Raw genomic sequence first — 25,395 nt, forward strand, 5'->3', positions numbered from 1 at the left:
TTAAACAAAAGCAACAGCCTTACCGCGAATGGGCACGAATGCCCGCGAATGAACAGCAACCGCAACTAATCTGTGTAGTTGTCCGTGTTGATTCGCGGTCATGCAGTTTGCTTTTGCTGTTCAACAAAAGAAATCAATTCGTGGCGAACGCGAGGAACAGTGCGTTCGAAAGACAGTGGCGGCGTATTTGTGGTGAGTACGATCCGTCGCCGCTGCTCCAGGTTGTATGTGACTCAACCCGGAGAAATCATGAGCGACGCACCGCGGAAGCCCCTGTTGCACCAGGAGCTCAGCAGCCAGATCATCAGCGCGTTCTACGAGGTGTACAACACCATGGTCCGCGGATTACTCGAAGGGTGCTACCAGAACGCACTATTCGTCGAGCTGCAGGAGCGTGGCATCCCCGTTGATCGCGAAGTGCCCTTCGGTGTTCGCTACAAGGAGCGCATCGTCGGCCAGTATCGCGTGGACCTGCTCGTCGATCGGAAGGTGATCGTCGAATGCAAGACCGCGGATACGTTGCATTCACAGCATGAGTCGCAGATGCTGCACTACCTCAAAGCCACCAACACCGAGCTTGGCCTGCTGATGTACTTCGGCACCAAGCCGCTCTTCCGGCGGTTCGTGCACACCAGCGGCTCGGCGGCCTCCTTCGGCAATGCGGAGGAGGCCGCCGTGACGGAAGACGTTACGCCAGCGCGCCGGGAATCAGCGTGACAAACTGCTTCATCTCCTCGGGTGTCCCGATGCTGATGCGGCACCAATCACCATACGGCTGAAAGGCGCGGCCCACGCGGAAGCCGCCGGCCAGGAAATGCTTTTGCAGTTGCTCCACCGGGCGACCGGCGTGGAAGAACACGAAGTTCGTCTGCGACGGCGCTACGCGACGGCCGGCGTTGGTGAGCGCGGCGGTGAGCAGCGCGCGGCCCTCGCGGTTCTTGGCCTTCACGAACTCCTGATACTCCGTGTCCTGCACCGACGCGAGCGCGGCGCGCATGCCGAAGGTATTCGGGTTACCCGTGGCGAAGACCGCCATTTTCTTGATCACGTCCGGATGTGCGATCGCGAAGCCGACGCGCAGACCGGCGAGCGAATGAATCTTGGACGCCGTGCGTGACACGATGATGTTGTGGCCGGCGGTGACCAGATCCGTCATCGACTTGTAGCTCGGATCGTCGGCAAAGTCGTGGTACGCTTCGTCCACGACCACCAGGCATTTCTTCGCGGTGCTGATCACGAAGTCACGCATGGCCGACTGATTGTCGAGCACCGCGGTCGGATTGTTCGGGTTGCATACGAACACCAGCTTCGTGTTCGCGCCGATCTTTGCGTTCATCGCGGCGAAGTCGTGATGCAGGTCGGCGGTGAGCGGCACCTTGTGCACCGTGACGCCCATCGACGTGGCGTAGTCGGGCAGCTGTTCGAAGGTGGGCCACGGCAGCACCATCTCGCCGCCCTTCATGCCGGTGGCGAGTGCGGCCAGCGACAGCACTTCGCTCGATCCCTGGGTGACCAGCACGTGCCCCGGCTTCACGCCCACGTGCGTCGCATACGCCTCGGTGAGCTCCTTCATGACCGGCGGGTCGTAGTGCGGATGCTCGCCCCACGCGTTCATGATGGCGTCCTTGGCCTTGGGCGACATGCCGAACGGATTCTCGTTGAAGCAGAGCCGGATCGGGCCGGCCGCGCGACGCTGCGTGGTGATGTCGCGTTCGAGCTGCTTGAGCACCTCACCGTACGACGCACCGCCGAGTGCGCGCGAGGCCTCGAGCGCGGGGAGGAGTCCAGGGAGCGCCACGGTGGCGCCGACGCCGATACCGGTCTTGATCAGCCATTGACGACGGGAAACGGTATCGGACATGCGAACCTCTCGTGGGGCTGGGAGTTCAGAGTTGACGCGGCGTGGGTCTAGGATACGGCGTCAACTATCTTTCCGCGATGTCTGCTGTGCGATGGTTCGTGACTGCCCTGTCGTTCGCCGCCATGCTTGGGGTGTCGGCGTGGGTGGTGGCCTCGCATTGGCCCGCAGGGGGCATGCCGTGGCTGGCCTGGCCGGTGCATGCCGCGGCGTTGGCCACGGTCACGGCCGAGATCATTACCCGCGCCCTCAAGATTCAGGCATCGGCGCGGGCGTGCGGGATCCCGCTGCGCTTCGGGACCGCGGTGCGGGTCTGCCTGGCCGGTGACTTCGCGGCGGCTATCACGCCGGCCCGTTCGGGCGCGGAGCCATCGCGGTTTCTCGTGCTGGCCGAGAGCGGCACCGGTCCTGCGGCACGGGTGCTGATTCTCTTTCTCGAACTGTTTCTCGAGATGTGGTCGCTGATGCTCGTGTGCGGCGTGCTGGCGGTGCTCTTCGCCGGACGTGGCGCGTCGGTGGCCGGGCTGCTCAGCCTTGTGGGTGGCTACAGCAGTTTCGTGCTGGGCGTCGGGGCGGCGGGTCTGCTGCTCTCGAAGCGGAACGCCAACGGGCCGCCCCCGGCGTGGGCGCGGCGCATTGGGATACATGCCGGTCGCTGGCGGGCCGTGCAGCGCACGCTGCGCGCGCTGCGGGAATCGGTGCAGTCGCTTCGTCGGGCCGACCCGGCGCTGATGCTGCTGGCCTTCGGCGGCTCGGTGCTGCACGTGCTCTTCAAGGTGGCTACGTTGCCGATTCTTGTGTTTGTGGGCGACCCGTCGTTCCCGCTCACCATGGACGCGCTGGCCCCGCTGGTGCTCTGGCCGTTGGCGCTCTTTTACGGGGGCGTGGTGGTGCCGGCACCCGGCGGCGGTGGGTTTATCGAAGGCGCCTTCGCCGCCACGCTCAGTTCGGCGATCCCGGCGGGTATCTTTGCCGCATCGCTGCTCTGGTGGCGGTTCTACACGTTCTATCTGTATCTCCTCGTTGGTGGGGCGGCGGCCGGTGATGCCGCCCTGCGAGCGCTGCGTCGTCCGGCCTGACGCGATGTCCTCCACGAACCGTCCGATTCCCAGTTCGCCTCCGCCACCGACCGCACAGCCAGTCGCCGCCACCAAGTGGCAGCTCGTCGTCGGCTTTCTGATCATTTACGTGGTGTGGGGATCGACCTATCTGGCGATTCACTGGGGCGTGGAAACGATTCCGCCGTTCGGTATGGGTGCGGTGCGCTTTCTGACGGCTGGCTCTATGTTGTATTCATGGTGCCGCTTTCGTGGCGCGAAAAAGCCGACCAGCAGCCAATGGAAGGCATCGGCGGTGATTGGGACGATGCTCCTCTTCGTGGGCAACGGGGCCGTTTCCTGGGCCAGTCAGCGGGTGCCCTCCGGCCTGACATCGGTGCTCGTGGCCACGGTGCCGCTCTGGCTCGTGCTCTGTGAGCTCTGGCAGGGGAAGCGTCCCGACCTCATCAAGGTCATCGGCGTGTTGATCGGTTTGGCCGGCGTGGCGCTCCTCGTCATGCCCACCGGCACGGCCACGGCCACCGTCGATCCCGTGGGCGCCGTCGTGCTCGCGCTGGGCTCCCTGTCGTGGACCATCGGCTCGCTGTATTCGCGCACCGCGCGGCAGTCCGAGTCGCCGGCGCTGGCGATCGCGATGCAGATGCTGGTGGGCGGCTCGCTGCTGCTGACGCTCTCACTGGCCGTCGGTGAGTGGACGCCCGATCTGCACGTGACCGTCCGGTCGGCCGCCTCGCTCCTCTATCTGATTGTATTCGGGTCGCTCATCGGCTTCAGCACCTACATGTGGCTGCTGAAAGTGGCGAGCCCGACGGCAGTGGGGACCTACGCCTACGTGAATCCCGCGGTGGCCGTGTTGCTGGGCGTGCTGCTGGCCGGCGAGCGTCTGCCCGCTCAGGCCGTGGCGGCGATGACGGTGATTCTGGGCGGCGTCGCCATGGTCAGCATCGCCGGCGGTGGAGCGAAGCGAATGGTCACCGCGGCCTGGCGTACCCGCGACAGAAGTAGCGACGGCAGCCGCGACGGCACCCGCGACGGCACCCGCTGAATCCTGCGCGCCTGCTGGTTCGTACGGACCGACGTACCCACTACTTCGGAGCTGCTCTGTGCGCACCCACATCAAAGTCGTCGGCATCGTCAACCTGATTTACAGCGCGATCGGCATCCTGGCCGCCGCGGGTGTGTTGCTGGGCGGCATCTTCAGCTCGTTGGCCACGCTCAACCCCATCGTGCTGGTCGTCGGCACGGTCACCAGCGCCTTGATCGCCATCGTCATCGGCGCGATCAGTGTGTTCGGGTTGATTGCCGGCTTCGCCCTGCTCAATCATCAGCAGTGGGCCCGTTACGTCATCCTGTTCGTGTCGGCATTGCGTCTGTTCCGTTGGCCGTGGGGCACGCTGTTCGGTGGCTACTCGATCTGGGTGCTGATGCACGACGAGACGCGTCAGATCTTCGCGATGCAGTCGTAACGTCTCCGCACGCCAGAGTTCGTCGATAAACAGCAGTGTGGTAGAGCGCTGGAGGGCTAACGCTGCTGGCGTGATGGAGGGATGAGCGGTAGCGTGCGGGCATGACCGCTGCCGCCGTCAGTTCAGAGATTCGTACGCCACCACGCGTGGTGCTTCCGCACTTGTCGCGGGCACAACGCGAGTCGCTGGCGGCGCTTGCTCCGTGCGTGCTCCGCGGGGCGCCGCCGGGCACGGAGCCCGCCAGCGAGTTTGTCGCCCGATGCGATGCGCGACTCGAGCTGCTCCCCGCCCATCGCCGCGCTCAGCTCGGCCTTGCCCTCGACGTCCTCGGCGGACGCACGTCCGTGCTGCTGGCCATCGGCAAAGCGACGCGTTTCGCGTCCTTGGCCGAGAACGATCAAGCGCGCTGCTTCGATCGCTGGCTCAACTCGGCGCTCGCGCCGCTGCGTTCGGCCTCGCATTCGGTGCGACGCTTGCTGCTGGCGGTGCACTATGCCCGCCCCGAAGTCACCGAGGCGATCGGGTACGCCGGGCCGATGCACCTGCGATCGCCGCGGGTGTCATGGGAGGGGCCGATGGTTGGGATTTCCCGGGCCGATGAGCCGGTGGCCCGAGGCGAGATCTCGCTGCCCACGATCATCGCGCCGGCCCCGCTGCCGCGCGGTGTGATCCCCGCGGTCGCGATGCGGGCCGATCTGCATCGCACCGCGGACGTGGTCGTGATCGGCACCGGTGCCGGTGGCGCGGTGACGGCCGCCCGTTTGGCCGAGGCGGGGTTCAGCGTGGTGGTCCTCGAATCGGGAGCCTATCGCACGCGCGCTGACTTCGACGAACGCGAGGCCGAGCTCACGGAGCAGCTGTACGCCGACGGCGCCTTGCGCACCACGGACGATGCCTCGGTGGCGCTGGTGCAGGGCAATACCGTGGGCGGATCGACCACGGTGAACTGGATGATCATGCTGCGCACGCCGGACTTCGTGCTCGATCAGTGGGCATCGGAATCGGGCGTGTACGGCATGACCCCCCGCGAGATGAGCGCCGTGTTCGAGCGGGTGGAGCGCGAGGTCCACGCCAGCGCGGTTCCCGAAGACGCGCATTCGGCCAACAATCGCATTCTCCTCGACGGCGCGCGGTCGTTGGGGTGGAAGGTGTCCACGGCGCAGATCAATGCCACCAACTGCGTGCGCTGTGGCTTCTGCGGCGTGGGTTGTCGGCATGATGCCAAGCAGTCCACCCTGGTCACCTTCGTGCCACGCGCGCTCACGGCCGGTGCCACGCTCCACGCCGATACGCACGTCGATCGCATCGAAGTCCGCGAACGGGACACCGGCGCCGGCACGCCGCCGCTCAAGCGCGTGCATGCCACCGTGCGCGATCCGTATTCGGGGCGCCCCGCCCGCGCGCTCACGATCGATGCCCCCATCGTGGTCGTGGCCGGCGGCGCGATCGGTACGCCGGCGCTGCTGCAGCGTTCGGGTCTCGGTGGAGGTGGCGTGGGCCAGTGGCTGCGCCTGCACCCCACGACGGCGGTCTGGGGACGCTACGATCACGAGATCGTGACGAGCACCGGTATTCCGCTCACCACCATGTGTGATGAACATTTGCGTTGGCGCGGCACCGACTTCGGCTTCTGGATCGAGACGCCGCCGATGCATCCTTCGTTCACGGCGGCAGCCATGCCCGGGTTCGGGCGGTCGCATCGGGAGCTGATGTCATCGTTCAACCAGCTGGGCGTGCTGATCGGGCTCACCCGCGACGGGGCCGAACGCTCTCGATCGAGCGGTCGCGTGCGGGTGAACCGTCGTGGGGAGACGTCGATCGAGTACGCACTCACGCGGGAAGATCAGCGGCGCGTACGCGCGTCGTTGTCGGCCACGGCACAGCTGCATTTCGCCGCCGGCGCGCGTGAAGTGGGCACCATGCATTCCACGCCAATCGTGGTTCGTGCGGCGGCCGATGTGGCGCGGCTCGAGGAAGGCTCGGTCGGTCCGAATCGCATTGGGCTCTTCTCGGCCCACGTGAATGGCACGTGTCGCATGGGTACCGATCCGTCGACATCGGGTGCGACGCCGGAAGGCGAGCGGCACGGTGTGCGTGGGCTGTACATTTCCGACGGGTCGCTGCTTCCCACTGCGCTCGGTGTGAACCCGCAGGAAACGATCATGGCGGTCGCGACAGTGCTGGCCGAGCGGATGGCGATGCGTCATGCCGGCGTGACCCGCAATTAGTGCGCTGTTCCGCTCTCCCGATGTTCACGTCCTCCGACCACCAACGCCCGCATGAGTAAGGGAGAGAAGAAACGCCGCCGCGCCCTCGATGCCTATTCGACGCTGCAGCGCGCCGCCTCGATGGCGTCCGCGCAAGTCGAGCAGGCGGTGCATCCGTTCGGGCTCTCGGCGTCGCAGTTCGGGGTGCTGGAAACGCTGCAGTCGCGTGGGCCGGTGCATCAGCAGGAGCTGGCCGAGGCGCTGGGACGCAGCAAAGCCCAGATGACGGCCATTATCGACGCGCTCGAAGCGCGCGGCTGGGTGCGCCGTGAGCGGCACGCCACCGATCGACGGTTCATCTCGGTCTATCTCACCGACGACGGGCGTGCGGTGCTGGTGAGCACGGCCCCGGCGCGCAGTGATGCGATCGTGGCGATCATGGCCGAACTGAGCGGTGACCAACGCGCGCGTCTGGCGCGGCTGTGCCGACGGTTGCTGCGCGTGCTCGACCCCGAGCAGTCGATCGAGCCCATCGACGAGTCGCATGCTGAAGCGCACGACGATGCAGCTGATGACGCACACGATGACGACGAGCTGGACGACCCGGCCGTCGAGACCACGCTTCCTTCTCCGACGTAATCGATGGCCGGACGGCACTTTCTTCAGATCCCGGGACCGACACCCGTTCCCGACCGCCTGCTGCGCGCCATGCACCGAGCGATGGAAGATCATCGCTCGTCGGCATTTCCGGCGCTGACGCGATCCATCCTTTCGCGATTGCCGCAGGTCGTGCATCAGACGAAGGGTGAGCCGTTCGTGTTCCCGGCCACCGGCACGGCGATGTGGGAAGCGGCGCTGGTGAACACGGTGAACCCCGGCGGACGACTGTTGGCGGTGCGCTTCGGACAGTTCTCGCACCTGTTCATCCAAACGGCACGTGCGCTCGGCTATCAGGTGGACGTGCTCGAAGAGCCATGGGGTGAGGTGGCTGATCCGTCGCGCATCGAAGCGGCTCTGGCCGCCGATACGGCGCACGAGATTCAGGGTGTGCTGCTAGTGCACAACGAAACGGCGACGGGCGTCACCAGTGATGTGGCGGCGGTGCGCGCGGCGATCGATCGCGCGAAGCATCCGGCGCTGTTGTTGGTGGACGGCGTGAGCTCGATTGCCAGTCTCGAGTTCCAGTTCGATGCGTGGGGCGTGGACTGTGCGATCACCGGCACGCAGAAGGGCTTCATGCTACCGGCGGGTCTTGGCATTCTCTACATGAGCGAAAAGGCGCTGGCGCGGGTCGATACGTGCACGATGCCGCGCGCGTATTTCGACTTACGCGCGATGCGGGCGAACAACGCGCAGGGCTTCTTCCCGAGCACGCCGGCGCTGTCGCTGCTGTTCGGCCTCGACGAAGCGCTCACGATGTTGCTCGACGAAGGCATGGCGGCGGTGGCCGAACGTCACCGGTTCCTCGCGAACGGCGTGCGAGCGGCGGTGAATGCCTGGGGGCTGCGTCAGTGTGCGAAGCGTCCGGAAATCGCATCGAATTCGCTCACGGCGGTGATGGTGCCAGATGGACACGACGCGCGACAGGTGATCGAAATCGCGTTCACGCGCTACGACATCTCGCTCGGTTCGGGACTGAACGAAGTAGCCGGTAAGGTGTTCCGCATCGGTCACCTCGGCGACACGAACAGCCTTACGTTGGCGGGTGCGCTGTCGGGTGTGGAGATGGCGCTGTGTGATGCCGGCATTCCCATTATGCTCGGCAGCGGCGTCGGTGCTGCGCTGCAACAGTGGCGAGTCGGCGCATGAGTGCCCTCTCGACGGACACGAAGAACGTTCGCGTGGTGGTTACGCGGAAGATGCCGGCGGCGGTGGAAGCGGAGATCGCCGCGCGCTACGACGCGCTGTTCAACAAGACGGATCTGGCACTCGCCCCCGATCAGCTGAAGCAGGTGCTGCAGCAGGCCGACATCGTGATGACGACGGTGACCGACCGGTGGACCGAAGAGATCTTCAATGCACCGGGCATCCGGGCGCGCATGCTGTGCAACGTGGGTGTCGGAGTGAACCACATCAACGTGGCGGCGGCGAAGCGCGCCGGCCTCACGATCAGCAACACGCCCGACGTCGTGACCGACGATACGGCCGACATTGCCATCGCGCTGATGCTGATGACGATGCGCCGGTTGGGTGAAGGCGAGCGCCACGTACGCAACGGCGCGTGGGGGGGATTGCGTCCGACGTTCATGCTGGGACGCACGCTGCGCGGCAAGACGCTTGGCATCGTGGGATATGGTCGAATCGGTCGCGCCGTGGCGCGCCGGGCGGCGGCGGCGTTTGACATGAAGATCATCTACCATGCGCCGCGCGATCCGCGCATCGATGACCCGGCCACGGCGGGCCCTGATGGCGCCGAGCGGGTGGACTCGTTGGAGACGCTGCTGGCGCGTGCGGATGTGGTGTCGCTGCATTGCCCCGCCACACCGGAAACGCGTCACCTGATGAACGCGCGCACCTTGGCCCTCATGCCGGCGCACGCGTACCTCGTGAACACGGCACGCGGCGACGTGGTCGACGAGGCCGCGCTCACCTCGGTACTCAAGGAGCGCAAGATCGCCGGCGCCGGTCTCGATGTGTATGAATTCGAGCCGAGTGTCACGGCCGAACTGAAGGAGCTCGAGAATGTCGTGTTGTTGCCGCACCTGGGTAGCGCCACGATCGAGACGCGCACGAACATGGGCATGCGCGCCCTGTCGAATCTCGATTCATTCGTCCAGACCGGGAGCGTAAGCGACCCGGTCTGACCGAGTCAGGGGTAGCGCACGCGCCGCGCATTTCAAGGTATGCCCCGCACCACCCCCACCGCTTAGGTTGCGACCACCGTGGTCCACCGGCCCCCGGTACTCCCGGTCGCCCCCACACGTTCGCCTCCAAACGGCTTCCCCAGCCCCAACACGTTCTCCACCGTGGTCCATGCGGGGCTCTCCGACGAACTGCACCCCACACCGCCGGTTCCCCGGGTGGTGGGTTCTCTGTTGCACTTCACGGAGATCCGGTCGCGCTTTCTGCCGCATCCGCACGACGTCATCGTCTGTCTGCCGCCCGACTATGACCTGAACAGCGACCGACGGTATCCGGTGCTGTATCTGCACGACGGGCAGAACGTGTTCGACGATCTCGCCATGTCGCCGTTCGGTGTGCAGTGGGGCATCGACACCACCGCCCGCGCCCTCATGCATGCGCAGGTGATCGAACCGATGATCATCGTGGCCATCGGCAATGCCGGGCGCGATCGCATCGACGAGTACACGCCGACGCGCGACAACGCGCACGATGCAGGCGGTCTGGCCGATCGCTACGGGCAGATGCTGGTGTACGAACTCAAGCCGTGGGTAGACCACAACTGGCGTACGCGTCGCGGGGCGCGGGACACGGGGCTGGCCGGCAGTTCACTCGGGGGCCTGCTCACGCTGCATCTCGGCCTCACGCATTCGGCGGTCTTCGGCAAGATCGGCTTGTTGTCGCCCAGTGTGTGGTGGGACGATCGTTGGATCGTACGTCAGCTGGTGGCCAACAACGGCCTGCGTCCCGAGCTCAAGATCTGGCTCGACGTGGGCACTGGAGAGGCGCGCATGCTGAAAGGCACGCGGTTGCTGTATCGCATGCTGTTGCGCAAAGGCTGGCAGCCCGGTCACGACCTGTTGTACATGGAAGCGGATGGCGCGCTGCATGACGAGCGGGCGTGGGGCGAGCGTTCCGGGTTGTTTCTGCGCTTTCTTTTTCCCGCCACGACGTCGTCGAATGACGCGCTGGCGATGTCGATGTCCTCGGGGATGGCATGAAAGACCAGATCGGCGACAGCTTCACGCAGTTCACGCCCAAGGCATTCACCTTCCTGCGTGGCATCGCGAAGCACAACCGCAAGGAATGGTTCGAAGAGCATCGTACCGACTTCGAACGCGAGATCAAGCGGCCGCTGGCGCTGCTGGTGGAAGAGGTGGATGTGCACCTTGCCACGATTGCGCCGGAGATCGTGGGCTCACCGAAGAAGTCGGTGTTCCGCATTCATCGCGACGTGCGCTTCTCGAAGAACAAGGCGCCTTACAAAACGCACGCGGCCTGCTGGTTTTTTCATCGCGACGCCGGACGCGGGGTAGGCACCGAGGCGGTGCACGGCGGCGCGGGCTTCTACTTCCACATCGAGCCCGGCAAGTCGTTCTGCGGTGGCGGCATTTGGATGCCGCCGCGCTCGGCGGTCACCAAGATCCGTCAGGCGCTCACCGACGACCTGGAAGGGTTCGAGGAGATCGTAAACGGGCGCACGTTCCGGCGCCGCTTCGGCGACCTGGATACCGACGGCATGCTGACGCGCCTTCCACGCGGATTCGCCGCCGATCATCCGGCCGCGGCGTGGCTGCGCTATCAGTCGTACACGGCGTGGACCGAGCTCACGCCGGACGAGGTCACGAGCCCCAAGCTGCCGCAGACGCTGGCCAAGCATTATGCGGCGATGACGCCGTTTGTGCGGTACTTGAATGGGGCGCTGGGTCTGGCGGTCGCATCAAGCCGGTAGATCGTTAACCGCCAAGGGCTTAGGAGGCAGGAGGGAGGGTGTCAGGGTGGAGGAGGCAGGGTCTGCGCGCGACGTTGCCGCCTCCTCCGCCCGAACGCCCTCCTCCCTGCTTCCTCGGCCGTTGGCAGTTCGCCTTCCTCGCGGGTACCGCCCACCCCCGCCCCCCAGTGAGATTCCGTGTCCATGTCCAAGACACTCAAGCTCGCCCTGGATATCCTCATCGGTGCCGTCGCACCGGTGGTGATCCTGAAATACGGCACCGGACCGCTCGGGACGCTCAATGCGTACCTGCTGGCGGCGCTGGTGCCGGTGGTCTGGGTGATGCTCGACCTGCTCGTGATCACCCGCCGGTTCAACTTCATCACGACGTACGGTGGTCTGTCGGCGGTGATGCGTGGGGCGCTCGCGTTCTGGTACGTGGACGGCGCGCTGTTCGCGTTCAAGGACAGCGCCAGCTATGTGCTCGCGTTCTTCGTGTTCGGCGTGACCGCAATGTTGGGCACACCCGTCACGCGCTCCATCGCGCTGCAGGGGCTTGGTCCCGATACGCCGGAGCGCGAAAAGCAGATGGACCGGCTGCTGAGCGAGCCGACCGTACTGACCGCCATGAAGCGCGCCGGTGTGTTGATCGGCGTGACGAATCTTGGTGCCGGCCTGGTGAACTATGTGATCAACTACCGTATGGTCGTGGCGCCGTTCAACACGCCGGCGTTCAATGACCAAGTCGCCAACGTGAACGCGATCACGCGGTTGGTGCTGGTGCTTCCCGACATGCTCGCGTTGTTCTTCGCGTTCAGCATGATGTACAAGGCGATGTATGCGCTGCTGCCGGCCGATGAAGGAGCCGATCCTGACGCGGGCGAGTTCTGGACGCTACTGGCGCGCCGCGAAGATGCGATGGCGCTCGTGAAGGCCGGCGAGGCCACTGGCGCGGCGTTGGGCGCCGACGATGTGCAGCACCGCGCGGCGCGTCAGGCGCGCGAAGAGTTCGGGCTGAGCTGAGGCACGCCAGCGCGAAGGACGCGCAGTTCAGCGCGCACGCCGTCGTACTCCGACTGCAGTAGCACGAGCCCTGTCGCGGCTGGCCCGGCGAGTCGTTGTCCGGTGAAGTCGAACTCCGAGCCGTGGCATGGACAGATGAGGCGTGGTCGATCGACCACGGATACCCCGCAACCGGCGTGTGGACATTCCGCCGACAGCGCGCGAAATGTAGCGGGGCCGGTACGAATCACGATGATCCGCGCGGCCAGCAAGACGACGGCACTGTCCGCGGCCGAGAGCGCCGGGATGCGATCGACGCGCACGTAGATCGCGTCGCTTGAAAGCACGACGGCGTCCGGCGGGATCGCGTCCGGGAGCGTCTCGTCCGTCCCCGTCATGACGCCGCGACAGCCGATGGTCGGAAGCATGGCCGCGGCGACGCGAAGCATGTCTCGTCGTGTGAAGGATGTCACAATCGAAGTCTGGGCGCATCGTGGTCGAGCACAAACGGCGAGATACAAGGATTGTACTCGGCCGTCCAGACAGCAGGCCCATCACCATTCCGCGACCGCATGGTGACCGTTTGGTGACGCAAGCGTGAGGGAATCGTCGCCGGAGCCATCGTATGTGACTCGTCCGATACGATCACGCTTCTGATCGTCTCATTCTGCTATGCACTATCATATCGAGGACGCAGGGCGCATGCGCATTCCTACCGCTTTTGCTTCACGCACGCTCGCCGCATCGTGCGGATTGTTCATTGCCGCCTGCAGCGACGATGCCGGCACCGACATCAAGCCGATCGCGCCCGTTGCGCTCAAGAATCAGTCGGTCACGCCGGTGCTCGCGAAGTCACTCGTCTCCGGCGTCGAGATCTATAGTCTGATCGGCAGTGATGATGTGTTGCCGGGTTCGCCGAGCTATGTGTTCGGCGGCTCGGCCGACGGCGCCGGCTTTACGCGAAACACCGACGGCAGCTTCACGGTGCTGGTGAATCACGAAGACAACTTCTCGGTGTCGCGCGTGAAGTTCGACGCGACGCTCAAGCCGGTGTCGGGCGACTACATCGTGAACTCGACGGCCGGCCGTTACCGCCTTTGCTCGGCCACGCTGGCGACGCAGGAAACGCATGGCTTTGGCCCGCTCTTCCTCACCAACGGCGAGAGCAGCGAAGAGTCCGAAATCCTGGCGGTCGATCCGTCGGCGCCGGCCAATACGCCGCGTTATCTCTCGGCACTCGGTCGCTGGAACTCCGAGCAGTCGCTCCCGCTCCCCAAGGTTGCCTATCCGAACCGCACCGTGATCATGATCGGTGACGACGACTCCGGCGCCGAAGGCGGTCAGCTGGCGATGTACGTCGCCAACACGGTGGGTGATCTCGACAACGGCAACCTGTACGTGTTGGCACGCACCGACAACAACACGCGCGAGCGCGACATGGTCGTCGGGCAGACGTATCCCGTGCAGTTCCGTCAGATCCCGAATCAGAAGACGCTCACGGGTCGCGGGGTCAACTTGGCCACGGTCACCGTGAACGCGATGCGCTTTGCCCGCGTGGAAGACGTAGACTACCGGAAGGGATCGGCGGCCAACAACCGCGAGATCTACTTCACGGTGACTGGCCAGAACAACACGGGCATCAACGCCGACTACAGCCGCAGCAAGTACGGGCGCGTGTATCGCGTGAAGCTCGACGAGAGCAACCCGCTGAACGGCACGCTCGAGCTGGTGATGGATGGTGACGATCGCACCGGACCGGCGAAGCTATTCCAGAATGTTGACAACATCTACGTGGGCACGAACTACGTGTACGCGCAGGAAGACGACAACGGCTACGGTGACGAAACGCACGACGGCTACATCTACCAGTACAACATCGCCACGAAGGACGTGCGCCCGGTGATCGAGCTCGACCATCGCCGTACGGCGGCCGACGCGGCGATCTACAACGCCGTTGGTGCGCGTCCGGCCGGGAAGGCGGGCTGGGAGTACGGTGCCATGGTCGACGTGTCGGCGGAGCTGGGGCAGGAGAACACGTTCATGCTGTCACTGCAGCCCCACTCGTGGCGCGGCACGAAGTATCAGGGTGTCGATGGCGGTACGGTGCGCCCAACGGAAAATCAGGCGAGCCAGCTGGTCATTGTGAAGGGATTGCCGCGCTAACGGCGCAACGGTGTGGTGTCACAGGCCGGCTCGGAGCATGCCTCCCGGCCGGCCTGTGCTGTCTTTTTAGCGGAGTGTCTTTCGTGCGTCGTGTATTAGCCGTGGTGGTCGCCGTGGGTGTATCGGTCGCCGGTGGGGCGTGTGCCGATACCGTGGTGAAGGATGCGGAGGCGCAACGGAGCGACGAGCGCGCGGGGCGCGCGCTGGCTTCGTGGCGCGTCGAGATGGATTCGCTGGTTGCGCGCGTTGCGCGACTGGACAGCGCGGTGTCGACGCTCGACACGGGTGACGAGGTGCAACGTGCCCGCGAGCTCTTCACATCGGCGCGATCGTCGTTCAAGCATGTCGAACTCGCGCTCGAGTACTACGCGCCGTCGACTTCGCGCGAGCTGAATGGCCCTGCGCTACCGCACGCGGAAGAGCACGAGGGCCCGAACATCGTGACTGCTCCCACCGGGTTTCAGGTCGTCGAAGAAGCGTTGTTCAGCGCCGATCCGCGCGCCGAGCGCGAGGCGCTGCAGACGGAGGTCCGCACGCTGCGTCAGATCCTTACGCGGGCGCGCACCATGATCGGCGTCCAGGTGGTGACGGATGATCGCGTGTGGGATGCGGTCAAGCTCGAAATGGCCCGCGTGGTGTCGCTCGGGATCACGGGCTTCGATTCGCCCGTCGCCGGTCTTTCGCTGCCGGAGGCGGACGCAGCGCTGGAGGGCATCGCCCGTGCCATCGCACCGTACCGCGCCGAGACGACTGGATGGACAGCGGTGGATTCGGCGTTGATCGGAGCACAGCGTGCGTTGCGCATCAACGCGAGCCGCGATGCCTTTGACCATCTGGATTTTCTGGTGCGGCACGCCAATCCCCTCACGCGCGCGCTCAACGCACAGCGGGTGGCGCTCGGTATCGGTCAGCCCGACGAACGTCGTGCGTTCCGTATGCAGGCTGTCACGCTGTTCGATGCGGATGCGTTCGATGTGCTGGCGTTCGCGCCGATCGACACGCGGCAGGAGCCGGCTGCGCGCGTGGCGCTGGGCCGTGCCCTCTTTCATGACACGCGACTCTCGGGCAACAACTCGCGCGCGTGCAGTTCGTGCCATATCCCGGGACGGGCGTTCACCGACGGCCTGAAAGCAAGTCCCGGTCGATCGGGACAACCGCTGCCACGCAACACGCCCACGGTGATCAACATCGGGCTGCAAGTCGGTTCGTTCAGTGATTTGCGCACGACCTACCTCGAAGATCAAGTCACTGAAGTGGTGCAGAATGTCGACGAAATGCACGCGCGTCTCTCGGATGTGTCCACGTCACTGACCGGCGACCGCGCGCTGGCCGCGCAGTTCCGTGCGGCGTTCGTGAGTCGGGCGGGCGCCCTGGATACCGTGGTCACGCCCACCCGCATTCGCGCCGCGCTCGCGGCCTATATGCGTAGCCTCACGTCGTTGAACAGTCCGGTCGACCGTGCGCTGCGTGGTGATACCACAGCGTTGAATGCCGATGAGCGGGCGGGCTTCAACGTGTTCGTGGGTAAAGGCAAGTGTGCGACCTGCCACTTTCTGCCGCTGACCAATGGGACGGTGCCGCCGATGTTCCAGAAGTCGGAGCTGGAGGTGCTCGGTGTTCCGGTACGTGCCGTGACGAACGGCGGACGCATCGATCCGGATGTGGGTCGATATCGCATCTCCATCTCCGCGCCGAACAAGTACGCGTTTCGCACGCCGACCCTGCGCAACGTCGCGCTGACCGCGCCCTACATGCACAATGGGGCGTATCCGACGCTAGAGTCAGTGGTCGACTTCTACAATCGCGGTGGTGGCGCTGGCATCGGTATTGAACTGGACAACCAGACCCTTCCTCCGGATGCGCTGAAGCTGTCGGCGGGCGAGCAGCGGGCGCTGGTGTCGTTCTTGAAGGCGCTGACGGACACCACGGGCACACAGCGACGGTAGCCGTGCGCGCTCCGCACACCGGTGGGTATCCACCGGTGTGCGCCTACAGCGGGGCCTCGACGCCGGTCGCCACGCCGCGCGATGCCACCGAGGGGACGTTCGCCCGTCGTACGACGTTGTACAGCTGCATTCCCGCGATCATGCCAACAACCGGGGCCGCCCAGTACAGCCAGTGCGCGGTCCAGATGCCGCCGAAAACGGCCGGCCCCAGCGTGCGCGCGGGATTGAAGCTTCCGCCGGTGAGCGGACCCGTGACCAAGGCGCCGGCGTACACCGTCGCACCAAGGACGAACGGCGCGACGCTGCCGGGCGCGCGGTCATCAGTGGCCACCGCCATGATCACGAAACCGAGCAGCCCGGTGTACCCCATCTCGATCACGAACGCCCGCGCGAGGGATACGGAGGGCGTCGTCGCCCCGTAGCTGCCCACGGGTCCAAGGAGCCAGCCGAGCAGCGCCGAAGCCGCGATGGCCCCGGTACACTGCGCGATGATGTACGGCAGCACGTCGCGGGTGGGGAACCGCCGGACCGACCAGAAGCCGAGTGTCACCGCTGGATTGATGTGCGCTCCGCCCAGATGTCCGCTGGCCGCCACGATGAGAGCCACCGCGAGGCCGAACGCGAGCGCGACGCCCGAATGACCGAACGCGCCCCTCGACGCGCTCACCATGGCCGCGCCCGGGCCGATAGCCACGAGCGCGAACGTGCCCAGCGCCTCGGCGAAGTAGCACCGAAGGTCGGGCCGACCGGCCGCGTCGCTCATGACAACTCGTGAATACGGCGTGCCTGCTCAGTGAGAGTGGCCGCATCGAAGGATTCGACTGGAAGTGCGAGCAGCGCGGTGACGCGCCGGTCGAGGGCGTCGAACGTCGCGTCGAACGCGCGGCGTGCTGCCTCGGGCGTGGTCTCCTCCGCCGGGTCGGGCAAACCCCAGTGCACCGCGGCGGCACCCGGCAGAAACGGACATGCGTCGCGCGCGTTGTCGCACACGGTGATCACGAGGTCGTGGTGCGATTCGGCCACCGCATCGATGTGCTGTGGCGTGCGACCCTCCCACGGGATTCCGTGCTCACGCAATGTCTCCACCGCATACGGATTCACGCGCGGCGCCGGATGAGAGCCGGCGCTCGAGGCAACGATGCGACCCTCACCCCGCGTCGCGAGCAGCGCCTCGGCGATCTGGCTTCGTGCGGAGTTGCCGGTGCAGAGCACCAGCACCGAAATCGGGCGAGTAGTCGCCGGATTGACGGTATCAGTCATCGTCATGGGGTGAGGGTCGTAGGCAGCAGGCGTTCGACGATCAACACGTCGCGCCACACGCCGTCGAGCTGTGCGTGTTTCTCATAGGTACCCACCTCGCGGAAGCCGTGCCGCGCGCACAGGGCGCGCGACGCCGTGTTGGCAGGGAACAGACGTGCGACAAGCTTCCAGAGGCCCGCGTCGCTGCACGCCGGAATGAATGCCGAGAGCAGCGCGTCGCCGATGCGCTGTCCGCGTGCATGCTCTGCGACGTACACGGAGAAGTCGCCGATCCCGGCGTAGCACGCGCGTGCCCTGTATGATGACGCGCGCACCCATCCCAGTACCCCCACGGCATCATCGGGTGCGGTCGCGACGAGGAACGGGTGCGGGTGGTCAAGCCACGGGCGCACGTCGTTCGGCGTCCGTTCGACCGTCTCGAACGTGGCGCGCCGACTGCGAATGCCCGCATTGTGGATCGCCGTCACGGTCGGCACGTCGGCTGCGGTCGCGGCGCGCACGGCCGCATCCGTGGTCATGACGGACTAGGTATCGGTGTCACGAGCGCTCGGGTCATCGCCACGGCTGACGCCGGACACGCGCTCTTGAACTCTAGGGTGTTCGCGATCTCGGCGGGCACAGCGTCCCGCGCGACAACGTCGAAGCCAAAGCGCGGGAAGTAGTGCTCGGCCGTCATGGTAAGTAGGTAGAGCGCCTCGATGCCGCGAGACTCCGCCTCACAGACGATACGCTGCACGAGTTGGTGGCCGAGGCGGTGCCGTTGCCAGTCGCTTCGCACTGCGACCGAGCGCAGGAGCGCGTTGTTGCAGCAGACCTCCAGTCCGGCGACGGCGACGACATCGCGCGCGTCGGCCTCGGCAACGACGAACTGTCGCGCGTCGGTTGAAAGCAGGTCGGCGACGCCAGCGACGGGCAGACCTGCAGCGGTGAGCAGTTGCAGGATCGCGTTGGTGTCACCGACTGTCGCCCCACGAAACGTCGGCGTCATGGTCAATGAGGTCGACATGATCGCCTCAGGTACAGCAGGTGGGGCCGCAGCAGCTCTTACCATCGGCGGCCGCGGCTGCTGACACCGGCGCGGTCGCAGGCTTCGTGGCGCGCACGAAGGCGGCCATGATTTTCCCCTCCATCGCGGCAACGTTCGCCGTGTCGAGGCCCGACTCGGTCAGGAACTGCAGCGCGTCTTCCGGCTTGTAGATCCGCGTCGGCTCGATGTCCGTGCCTGTGAATCCCGCCTCGAACAGCAGCGAGTGAAACTCCGTCTCTTCAAGCGCACCGGCCACGCAGCCGACCCACAACTCCATGTTGCGCCGGATGTCGTCGGGCATCGCACCGCGCGTGACCACGTCGCTCACCGCGAAGCGACCGCCGGGCTTGAGTACGCGAAACGCTTCGGCGAGCACGCGCCGCTTGTCGCCGGACAGGTTGATCACGCAGTTGGAGATGATGACGTCGACCGAGTTGTCTGGGAGCGGGATCGCCTCGATCTGGCCCTTGAGGAATTCCACGTTCTCGATCTTCGCCTCGGTGGCGTTCTGTTTCGCGAGCGCCAGCATGTCATCCGTCATGTCGAGCCCATACGCCTTGCCCGTCGGTCCTACGCGCCGCGCCGAGAGGATCACGTCGATCCCGCCGCCCGATCCGAGATCGAGCACGACATCGCCGGCCTTGAGCTCCGCGAGGGCCGTGGGGTTGCCGCAGCCGAGGGAAGCAAGGACCGCGGCCGAGGGGAGTTCATCGGTCTCGCCGTTCACGTACAGGTTCGACGTGATCGGGTCGACGCTGCCGTTGAAGGCGTCGCCGCCGCAGCACGAGTTGACCGGGCCGCAGCAGCTCGCGACCTCGCCTGCCGAAAGAACGCGCCGCGCCGCGTCGCCGTACTTCTCCTGTACCAAGGTCGTGAGGGCGGAGTCCGTCGGGGTCGTCGGACCGCGTGAGATGCTGGTGGGGCTGCTGGTCGTCGTCATTCATAGCCTCCGAGCAAGAAATGTTGATGGGTCGAACGCAAAGCAGCGAGAGAACGAGGTCGAGCTATCCGCAGCAGCGGGCGTTGATGGGCAAGGGCCGGCATCCGTCGACCATCGCGGGCCGCATTCCGACCACGAGATCGTGCACCGCTGCGAGCGACTCGGGCACGATGGTGTAGTAGGACCACCGACCTTCCTTCCGGTCGGTCACCAGACCGGCCTCCCGCAGCACCTTGAGGTGGAACGACAGCCGAGACTGGGCCGCATCAAGGTCGGACTGCAGGTCGCAGACGCACCGTTCGCCGTTCTGCAGCATCTCAAGAATCGCCAGGCGCGTCTCGTCGGACAGCGCGTGGAAGAGGCGCGCCGCAATCGTCAGGTCGGAGGCGGTGGTCGTATACATGGGTGAAGTATAAACCAACAAATATTGATTGGTCAAGCGGCGTGTGGCGGTCGACCGTTGGCTGACCGCCGCTCTCGTGCTGCCGACCCTGCAGCGCGGGCACTGGCGCCGGGCCCACCGAGAACCCAGACTCCACGAGTCGACATTCTCACGCCGGGTCTCGTATGGCAACGCTGATCGCCCCCGAAACCGCCGCGGCCAGCACCCGCGCCTTTCCTGCTCAGACCAGTCGCCCGTGGGGACGACCGCGTCGCGCGCGTCACGACATCGGCCACCACGAACTCACGGGCCAGTATCGCATCGATTTGCGCGATCAGGCGCCCGACCTGTTCGACGATGTGAGCGCGATGGATTGGACGACGCTGACGTGGCGCGATGTCGGCCGCCCGTATCGCACCGAGAAGTGGTCGAGCGCGCGCACCAGCTACGAGCAGACACACCAGCAACCGCTGCCCATCGCCGACGGCTGGCGCCTGTTCAACACCGCGTTCCATCAGTTCTTCCTCACCGATGTGCCCGACGCGCAACGCCAGGCGAAAGCGCAGTTTGGCGAGGCCCTGTCGCGCTTCGATATGCACGAAGCCAAGGAAGCATTGCAGGACATCGCGTATCTGGCGGTCTGGAACAAGATCATGCGGGTGGAGGACGCGGTGTGGGATCCCCGCGGCAAGCGTGCCCTGTTCGCCGGCCTCGAGGTGAAGAAACCGCGCATCCTGTTTCTGGGTGCGGCCGACGGATACGAAGCCATGCAGCTGGCGGCGATGTATCCGGGCGGCGAGATCGTGCTGGTGGACTACGACGCCTTCTGCGCTACCGATCGCTTCGGCAAGTTCCCGCTCGACTATCCGTTCCTCGGCGTCGACCCCACCACGGGTCATCAGCGCGTGTGGTACCGCGATGAGATGCCGATCCACTTCGAGGTCGCCGACATTCGCGATCTGCAGTACGGGCAGGAGTTCGACGTGGTGGTCTCGATCGGGCTGCTCGAGCACTTCCCCGACGCGCACAAGGCGGAGTGCCTCGAGATGCACCGGCGATTCCTCAAACCGGGCGGCACCGTGGTGATGACGACGCCGCGCAATCAGTTCAAGTCGCGCGTGTTCTACAATCTCATGGCCGACTGGATGAACCACGGCTATCGAGAGCTCATGGATGTACGCCAGATGGGGCTGTACTGCCAAGAGAACGGCTTCGACATTCGGCGAGCCGGCGTGATCAAGGCGCACAATGGGTTGGTGATGAAGCTGCGGTAAGCGCCAGTACTGCCGTTCGTTCATGCAGGTCGTGCTTTCACTTCGAACATCGGAACGCGTGTGACTCTCCTCTCTCGCTCACCGCGCGTCATCGCGGTCCTCGCGGCGCTCGCGCCCGCCTTCTCGCCGGCTGTGGCGCAGGCGCAGTACCGGCAGCCGCCGCAGCCGATTGCACGGATTCTCGATCAGCCGGCGACGCCGCTGGTGCAGATGAGCCCCGATCGTCAGCGTCTGCTGCTGCTGGAACGTCCGGCGCTGCCGCCGATCAGTGAAGTCGCCGCGTTCGAGTATCGTCTGGCCGGTTTGCGCTTCGACCCGAAGACCAGCGGCCCGACGCGCGGGCAGAGCTACACGGGTCTGTCGCTCCAGGCCGTGAGCGGTGGTGCGGCGCGCAAGATTCAGGCGTCGATTCCCGCTGGCGGCAGCATCGAAAACGTGTCGTGGTCGGCCGATGGTCAGAAGATCGCCTTCACCGTGACCAGCGACGAGGCGATCACGTTGTGGATCGCCGATGTCGCGACGGCGCAGGCCAAGCCGCTCACGTCGCAGCGTCTCACGGCGATTCTGGGTAGTCCGTGTTCGTGGGTGTCCACCGCGTCGCTCACCTGCACGTTCGTGCCGACCGCACGTGGTGCTGGGCCGGCCATGACGTCCGCGCCGGAAGGGCCGATCGTTCAGGAAGCACTCACCGGACGAAGTGACCGCGCGGCGACGTATCAGGACTTGCTCAAGAGCCCGTTCGACGAAGCGATCTTCGAACACTATGGCACGAGTCAGCTCGCGATCGTGTCGCTCGATGGCACGGTGAAGACGCTTGGCGCGCCCGGCATGCGCACCGATGTGAGCGCGTCACCGGACGGCCGCTATCTGCTCGTGAGCACCCTGTCACGTCCGTTCTCGTACACGGTGCCGCTCAACTACTTCCCGACGCGCACCGAAGTGTGGTCGATGGACGGCGCGGTGGTGAAGTCGATCGTGACGCGTCCGCTCATCGAGCGTGTGCCGTGGGGTGGCAACGGCGCCCTGGCTGGCATCCGCAACGTGCAGTGGCGTCGCGATGTCGCTGCCACGCTGGCGTATACGGAAGCACTCGATGGCGGTGACAGCGATTCGAAGGCCGACAAGCGCGATCGCATTGCGTTGCTCGAGGCGCCGTTCACGGGTACGCCGAAGACGCTGCTGGAAACGAGCTGGCGCGCCGGCGCGATCACCTGGGGCACGGCGGGTCTCGCCATCGCCCGCGAGAACGAAGGCAAGACGCGCAAGGCGCGCGCGTGGATCATCGATCCGTCGGGCGCCAAGGCGCCGCGGTTGCTGTGGGAGCGTTCGAGCGAAGATCGCTACGCGGATCCCGGCGACTTCCTCACCACACGCGACGCGCGCGGGCAGACGGTGTTGCTGACCACGCCCGACAAGAAGGTCGCGTTCCTGACCGGACTCGGCGCCGGACCGGAAGGTGACCGTCCGTTCGTGGATCGCTTCGACCTCACCACGGCGGCCAAGACGCGCCTGTTCCAGAGCGCCGCGCCGTATTACGAGCAGCCCATCGGCATGCTCGACGCGAATGGTACCGTGGCGCTCACGCGTCGTGAGTCGAAGGCCGATGCACCCAATTATTTCGTGCGCGATTTCGTGCGCCGCATCGCACCGCGCGCACTCACGCAGTTCACCGATCCGGCGCCCGTATTTGCCGGTGTCACCAGCCAGCTGATCACGTACACGCGTCCCGATGGCGTGAAGCTGTCGGCCACGATCTATCTGCCGGCCGGCTACGACAAGGCGAAGGACGGCCCGCTGCCGTTCTTCCTGTGGGCGTATCCCCTCGAGTTCCGCTCGCGTGAAGCGGCGTCACAGGTGGTCGGCTCGCCGTACCGCTTCGTGCGGCCCAGTGGTGCGTCGCACTTGTTCATGCTCACGCAGGGCTACGGCGTGATGGACAACCCGACTATGCCGATCGTGGGCGTGGATGGGAAGGAGCCAAATGACACGTACGTCGAGCAGCTCACCGCGAGCGCGAAGGCCGCGGTGGACACGATCGTGGCGATGGGCGTGGCCGATCGCGATCGCATCGGTGTGGGCGGACACTCGTATGGCGCCTTCATGACCGCGAACCTGCTCGCTCACACGCGGCTGTTCCGCGCCGGCGTGGCGGAGAGCGGTGCGTACAATCGCACCCTCACGCCGTTCGGCTTCCAGGGCGAAGAGCGCACCTACTGGGATGCGCCCGAGTTGTACGGTGCCATGTCACCGTTCACGTATGCCAACAAGATCAAGGATCCGATTCTGCTGGTGCATGGCATGGCCGACAACAATACCGGCACGTATCCGATTCAGAGTGAGCGCATGTATCAGGCGCTGAAGGGCAATGGCGCCACTACGCGCTACGTGCAGTTGCCCGGCGAAGCACACGGCTATCGCGCCCGCGAGAGTGTTGGTCAGGCGCTCGCCGAAATGACGGCGTGGCTCGATCAGTACGTGAAGCCGAAGAAGCGCGCCACGATGTGAGCGGCGTGACGATGACGGGAGACGTACAGATTCGCACGCTGCGCGAGCAATCCAATCAGGCGATTGCCGCGCATGACGCCGACCGCACGGTGTCGTTCATGGCACCGGATATCGTGGTCGGCGTGGCCGGTGGCCCCACGCTGAAGGGACGCGACGCGTCGCGCGATGCCTTCGCCGAACAGTTTGCCGACAAGGCCTTCGTGACGTACGTGCGCACAATCGAGCAGGTCAGGCTGGCCGACCCGATACGCGCCACTGAACGAGGACGCTGGGTTGGCCGGTGGCGCCTGAAAGCGGGAATGCACGAGCAGGGTGGCAATTATGTTGCCGAGTGGCGCTTCAGCGAGATGGGCTGGCTGATCCACTCAGAGACATTCTTCGAGGCATAGCGACGCGTTGCGCGTTACTGCTTCATGGCCGGCTTGGCCGTCGCGATGCCGCCGCTCCTGAGATAGTCCACGGCCAGATTCGTCATGGCGCGCACACCCGTGGGCAACGCCGCTTCGTCGGCGAAGAACAACGGCGAGTGATTCGCCGCCTGCGACTTCTGATCCATTCCCTTCGGTGCCACACCGAGGAAGTAGAAGAGTCCCGGAATGTCCTTGGTAAAGGCGGGGAAGTCTTCGGAGCCGGTGACCGGATTGATCGTCTTGAATCCACCGTCGCCGGCCGCCCGCTGCAACGTGGGCGTCATCTTCTCGAGGAGCGACGCATCGTTCTGCGTGATGAGTCCGCCGATGGAGAGCGTCACCCGCGCCGTGGCTCCGCCGGAGTGCGCGATGTCCTCCACGGTGCGCTTCACGCGCGTGTGAATGTCTTTGCGCATCTCAGGGTCGAAGGTGCGGATGGTGCCGATCATCACCACGCTGTCGGGAATGATATTGCCGCGATTGCCGCCCTGAATCATGCCGATCGTGATCACCGCCGGCGCCGACGTGACATCGATCTGCCGGCTCGCCACCGTCTGCAGTCCCATGACGATCTGCGCCGCGATCACAATGGGATCGACACCGGACCATGGTGCGGATCCGTGCGTCTGCCGTCCCTTCACCACGATATCGATCTGATCGGCGGCGGCCATGAAGCCACCGGCGCGTGTGCTGAGTGAACCGAGTGCCGACGGCCACACGTGCAGACCGAAGATCGCCGAGGGACGCGGGTTTTCCAGGGCGCCGTCGTTCACCATCGACTGCGCACCGCCCAGTCCTTCCTCAGCCGGCTGGAAGATGAACTTCACCGTGCCGGGAATGCGCTCCTTCATGCCCGCCAGCACTTCGGCGGTGCCCATCATGATCGCCACGTGATTGTCATGGCCGCACGCGTGCATCACCCCGACTTCCTGGCCGTTGTACATCGTGCGGACTTTGCTCTTGAAGGGCAGGTCCACCAGTTCCGTCACGGGGAGCGCGTCCATATCGGCTCGCAGCGCGACCACGGGCCCCGGCTTGCCGCCGCGCAGAATGCCGATCACCCCAGTCTTGCCCACGTTCGGCTGCACTTCGAGGCCGAGCGCACGCAGGTGCTTCTCGACCAGGGCCGCGGTACGCACTTCCTGATTGGACAGCTCGGGATGCTCGTGAATGTCGCGACGCCAGGCGATCACCTTCGGCATGACCGTCGTCATGCGCGTTTCGATTTCCGCCGCGAGCGGATCGACGGCCTTACCCTGCGCGGCGGCGGGCGACGCCGAGAGCCCGGCCGACGCCACGACTGCGGCGACTACCAGCGAATGAGAGCGGAAACGGATCGTCATGG

The 25,395-nt window shown here is 65.5% G+C and carries 25 protein-coding genes; 16 read left to right on the forward strand and 9 right to left on the reverse strand.

The genetic code is table 11. From position 1 onward, the window contains the following. Positions 1-249 precede the first annotated feature (249 nt). Positions 250-717, forward strand: a complete 468-nt coding sequence (locus HKW67_RS16435) for a GxxExxY protein (protein ID WP_171226424.1) — start codon at positions 250-252, stop codon at positions 715-717. Here the strand turns inward: HKW67_RS16435 and HKW67_RS16440 are convergent. Further along, complete coding sequence (locus HKW67_RS16440) at positions 689-1,861, reverse strand: pyridoxal phosphate-dependent aminotransferase (protein ID WP_171226425.1); 1,173 nt, start codon at positions 1,859-1,861, stop codon at positions 689-691. The genes HKW67_RS16435 and HKW67_RS16440 overlap by 29 nt on opposite strands. A gap of 77 nt (positions 1,862-1,938) precedes the next feature. Between HKW67_RS16440 and HKW67_RS16445 the strand changes: the two genes are divergently transcribed. From HKW67_RS16445 to HKW67_RS16490, 10 genes are all read left to right on the forward strand, one after another. After that, a complete protein-coding gene (locus tag HKW67_RS16445; RefSeq protein ID WP_171226426.1) occupies positions 1,939-2,937 on the forward strand; it encodes a lysylphosphatidylglycerol synthase transmembrane domain-containing protein in 999 nt (332 codons plus the stop codon). A 4-nt stretch (positions 2,938-2,941) separates the two neighbouring features. Next, on the forward strand, positions 2,942-3,961 hold the full coding sequence (yedA, locus tag HKW67_RS16450) for a drug/metabolite exporter YedA (RefSeq protein WP_171226427.1): 1,020 nt from the start codon (positions 2,942-2,944) through the stop codon (positions 3,959-3,961). Between the two features lie 58 nt (positions 3,962-4,019). Next, entirely contained in the window at positions 4,020-4,382 is a 363-nt protein-coding gene (locus HKW67_RS16455) for a hypothetical protein (protein WP_171226428.1), read from the forward strand. Positions 4,383-4,483: 101 nt separating this feature from the next. Beyond that, a complete protein-coding gene (locus HKW67_RS16460) occupies positions 4,484-6,610 on the forward strand; it encodes a GMC family oxidoreductase (protein WP_171226429.1) in 2,127 nt (708 codons plus the stop codon). Positions 6,611-6,661: 51 nt separating this feature from the next. After that, complete coding sequence (locus HKW67_RS16465; RefSeq protein WP_171226430.1) at positions 6,662-7,228, forward strand: MarR family winged helix-turn-helix transcriptional regulator; 567 nt, start codon at positions 6,662-6,664, stop codon at positions 7,226-7,228. Between the two features lie 3 nt (positions 7,229-7,231). Continuing rightward, positions 7,232-8,398 carry a pyridoxal-phosphate-dependent aminotransferase family protein gene (locus tag HKW67_RS16470; protein WP_171226431.1) on the forward strand — a complete coding sequence of 389 codons (1,167 nt, stop codon included), beginning with the start codon at positions 7,232-7,234 and terminating at the stop codon, positions 8,396-8,398. Next, entirely contained in the window at positions 8,395-9,393 is a 999-nt protein-coding gene (locus HKW67_RS16475) for a 2-hydroxyacid dehydrogenase (protein WP_171226432.1), read from the forward strand. The genes HKW67_RS16470 and HKW67_RS16475 overlap by 4 nt, the downstream gene beginning before the upstream one ends. Positions 9,394-9,555: 162 nt before the next feature. Then, on the forward strand, positions 9,556-10,431 hold the full coding sequence (locus HKW67_RS16480; RefSeq protein ID WP_171226433.1) for an alpha/beta hydrolase: 876 nt from the start codon (positions 9,556-9,558) through the stop codon (positions 10,429-10,431). After that, positions 10,428-11,162: a DUF2461 domain-containing protein gene (locus HKW67_RS16485; RefSeq protein ID WP_171226434.1), complete on the forward strand. Its 735-nt coding sequence runs from the start codon at positions 10,428-10,430 to the stop codon at positions 11,160-11,162. The genes HKW67_RS16480 and HKW67_RS16485 overlap by 4 nt, the downstream gene beginning before the upstream one ends. Before the next feature lie 183 nt (positions 11,163-11,345). Further along, the gene (locus HKW67_RS16490) at positions 11,346-12,164 is read left to right on the forward strand and encodes a VC0807 family protein (protein WP_171226435.1); all 819 of its coding nucleotides are present in this window, start codon (positions 11,346-11,348) and stop codon (positions 12,162-12,164) included. Here HKW67_RS16490 and HKW67_RS16495 read toward each other — a convergent pair. Beyond that, positions 12,134-12,592 (reverse strand): QcrA and Rieske domain-containing protein, encoded by a 459-nt coding sequence (locus HKW67_RS16495; RefSeq protein ID WP_171226436.1) that lies wholly within the window; start codon positions 12,590-12,592, stop codon positions 12,134-12,136. The genes HKW67_RS16490 and HKW67_RS16495 overlap by 31 nt on opposite strands. A gap of 253 nt (positions 12,593-12,845) precedes the next feature. Here HKW67_RS16495 and HKW67_RS16500 point away from each other — a divergent pair, with 253 nt between their 5' ends. Continuing rightward, on the forward strand, positions 12,846-14,306 hold the full coding sequence (locus HKW67_RS16500) for an alkaline phosphatase PhoX (protein WP_171226437.1): 1,461 nt from the start codon (positions 12,846-12,848) through the stop codon (positions 14,304-14,306). Positions 14,307-14,389: 83 nt separating this feature from the next. Next, the gene (locus HKW67_RS16505) at positions 14,390-16,252 is read left to right on the forward strand and encodes a cytochrome c peroxidase (protein ID WP_171226438.1); all 1,863 of its coding nucleotides are present in this window, start codon (positions 14,390-14,392) and stop codon (positions 16,250-16,252) included. Between the two features lie 43 nt (positions 16,253-16,295). On the opposite strand, the gene HKW67_RS16510 is transcribed toward HKW67_RS16505, so the two are convergent. From HKW67_RS16510 to HKW67_RS16535, 6 genes are all read right to left on the reverse strand, one after another. Further along, positions 16,296-17,015 (reverse strand): MIP/aquaporin family protein, encoded by a 720-nt coding sequence (locus tag HKW67_RS16510; protein WP_171226439.1) that lies wholly within the window; start codon positions 17,013-17,015, stop codon positions 16,296-16,298. Next, positions 17,012-17,518, reverse strand: a complete 507-nt coding sequence (locus HKW67_RS16515) for an arsenate reductase ArsC (protein WP_206044459.1) — start codon at positions 17,516-17,518, stop codon at positions 17,012-17,014. The genes HKW67_RS16510 and HKW67_RS16515 overlap by 4 nt, the downstream gene beginning before the upstream one ends. Next, a complete protein-coding gene (locus HKW67_RS16520; RefSeq protein ID WP_171226440.1) occupies positions 17,515-18,030 on the reverse strand; it encodes an arsinothricin resistance N-acetyltransferase ArsN1 family A in 516 nt (171 codons plus the stop codon). The genes HKW67_RS16515 and HKW67_RS16520 overlap by 4 nt, the downstream gene beginning before the upstream one ends. Then, entirely contained in the window at positions 18,027-18,518 is a 492-nt protein-coding gene (gene arsN2, locus HKW67_RS16525; RefSeq protein ID WP_171226441.1) for an arsenic resistance N-acetyltransferase ArsN2, read from the reverse strand. Before arsN2 ends, HKW67_RS16520 begins: the two co-directional genes overlap by 4 nt. Before the next feature lie 7 nt (positions 18,519-18,525). Continuing rightward, entirely contained in the window at positions 18,526-19,479 is a 954-nt protein-coding gene (locus tag HKW67_RS16530; RefSeq protein WP_171226442.1) for an arsenite methyltransferase, read from the reverse strand. 64 nt (positions 19,480-19,543) lie between these two features. Then, positions 19,544-19,882 carry an ArsR/SmtB family transcription factor gene (locus HKW67_RS16535; RefSeq protein ID WP_171226443.1) on the reverse strand — a complete coding sequence of 113 codons (339 nt, stop codon included), beginning with the start codon at positions 19,880-19,882 and terminating at the stop codon, positions 19,544-19,546. A 164-nt stretch (positions 19,883-20,046) separates the two neighbouring features. Here HKW67_RS16535 and HKW67_RS16540 point away from each other — a divergent pair, with 164 nt between their 5' ends. From HKW67_RS16540 to HKW67_RS16550, 3 genes are read left to right on the forward strand one after another with little or no spacing between them, the layout of a single operon-like run. Then, positions 20,047-21,135 (forward strand): class I SAM-dependent methyltransferase, encoded by a 1,089-nt coding sequence (locus HKW67_RS16540; RefSeq protein ID WP_171226444.1) that lies wholly within the window; start codon positions 20,047-20,049, stop codon positions 21,133-21,135. 60 nt (positions 21,136-21,195) lie between these two features. Then, positions 21,196-23,640: a S9 family peptidase gene (locus tag HKW67_RS16545; protein WP_171226445.1), complete on the forward strand. Its 2,445-nt coding sequence runs from the start codon at positions 21,196-21,198 to the stop codon at positions 23,638-23,640. After that, a complete protein-coding gene (locus tag HKW67_RS16550; RefSeq protein WP_171226446.1) occupies positions 23,595-24,029 on the forward strand; it encodes a YybH family protein in 435 nt (144 codons plus the stop codon). Before HKW67_RS16545 ends, HKW67_RS16550 begins: the two co-directional genes overlap by 46 nt. Positions 24,030-24,043: 14 nt before the next feature. Here the strand turns inward: HKW67_RS16550 and HKW67_RS16555 are convergent, their stop codons facing one another. After that, on the reverse strand, positions 24,044-25,393 hold the full coding sequence (locus HKW67_RS16555) for an amidohydrolase (RefSeq protein ID WP_171226447.1): 1,350 nt from the start codon (positions 25,391-25,393) through the stop codon (positions 24,044-24,046). Positions 25,394-25,395: the final 2 nt, after the last annotated feature.

Origin of the sequence: Gemmatimonas groenlandica, assembly GCF_013004105.1 — a bacterium.
GTDB classification, from domain to species: domain Bacteria; phylum Gemmatimonadota; class Gemmatimonadetes; order Gemmatimonadales; family Gemmatimonadaceae; genus Gemmatimonas; species Gemmatimonas groenlandica.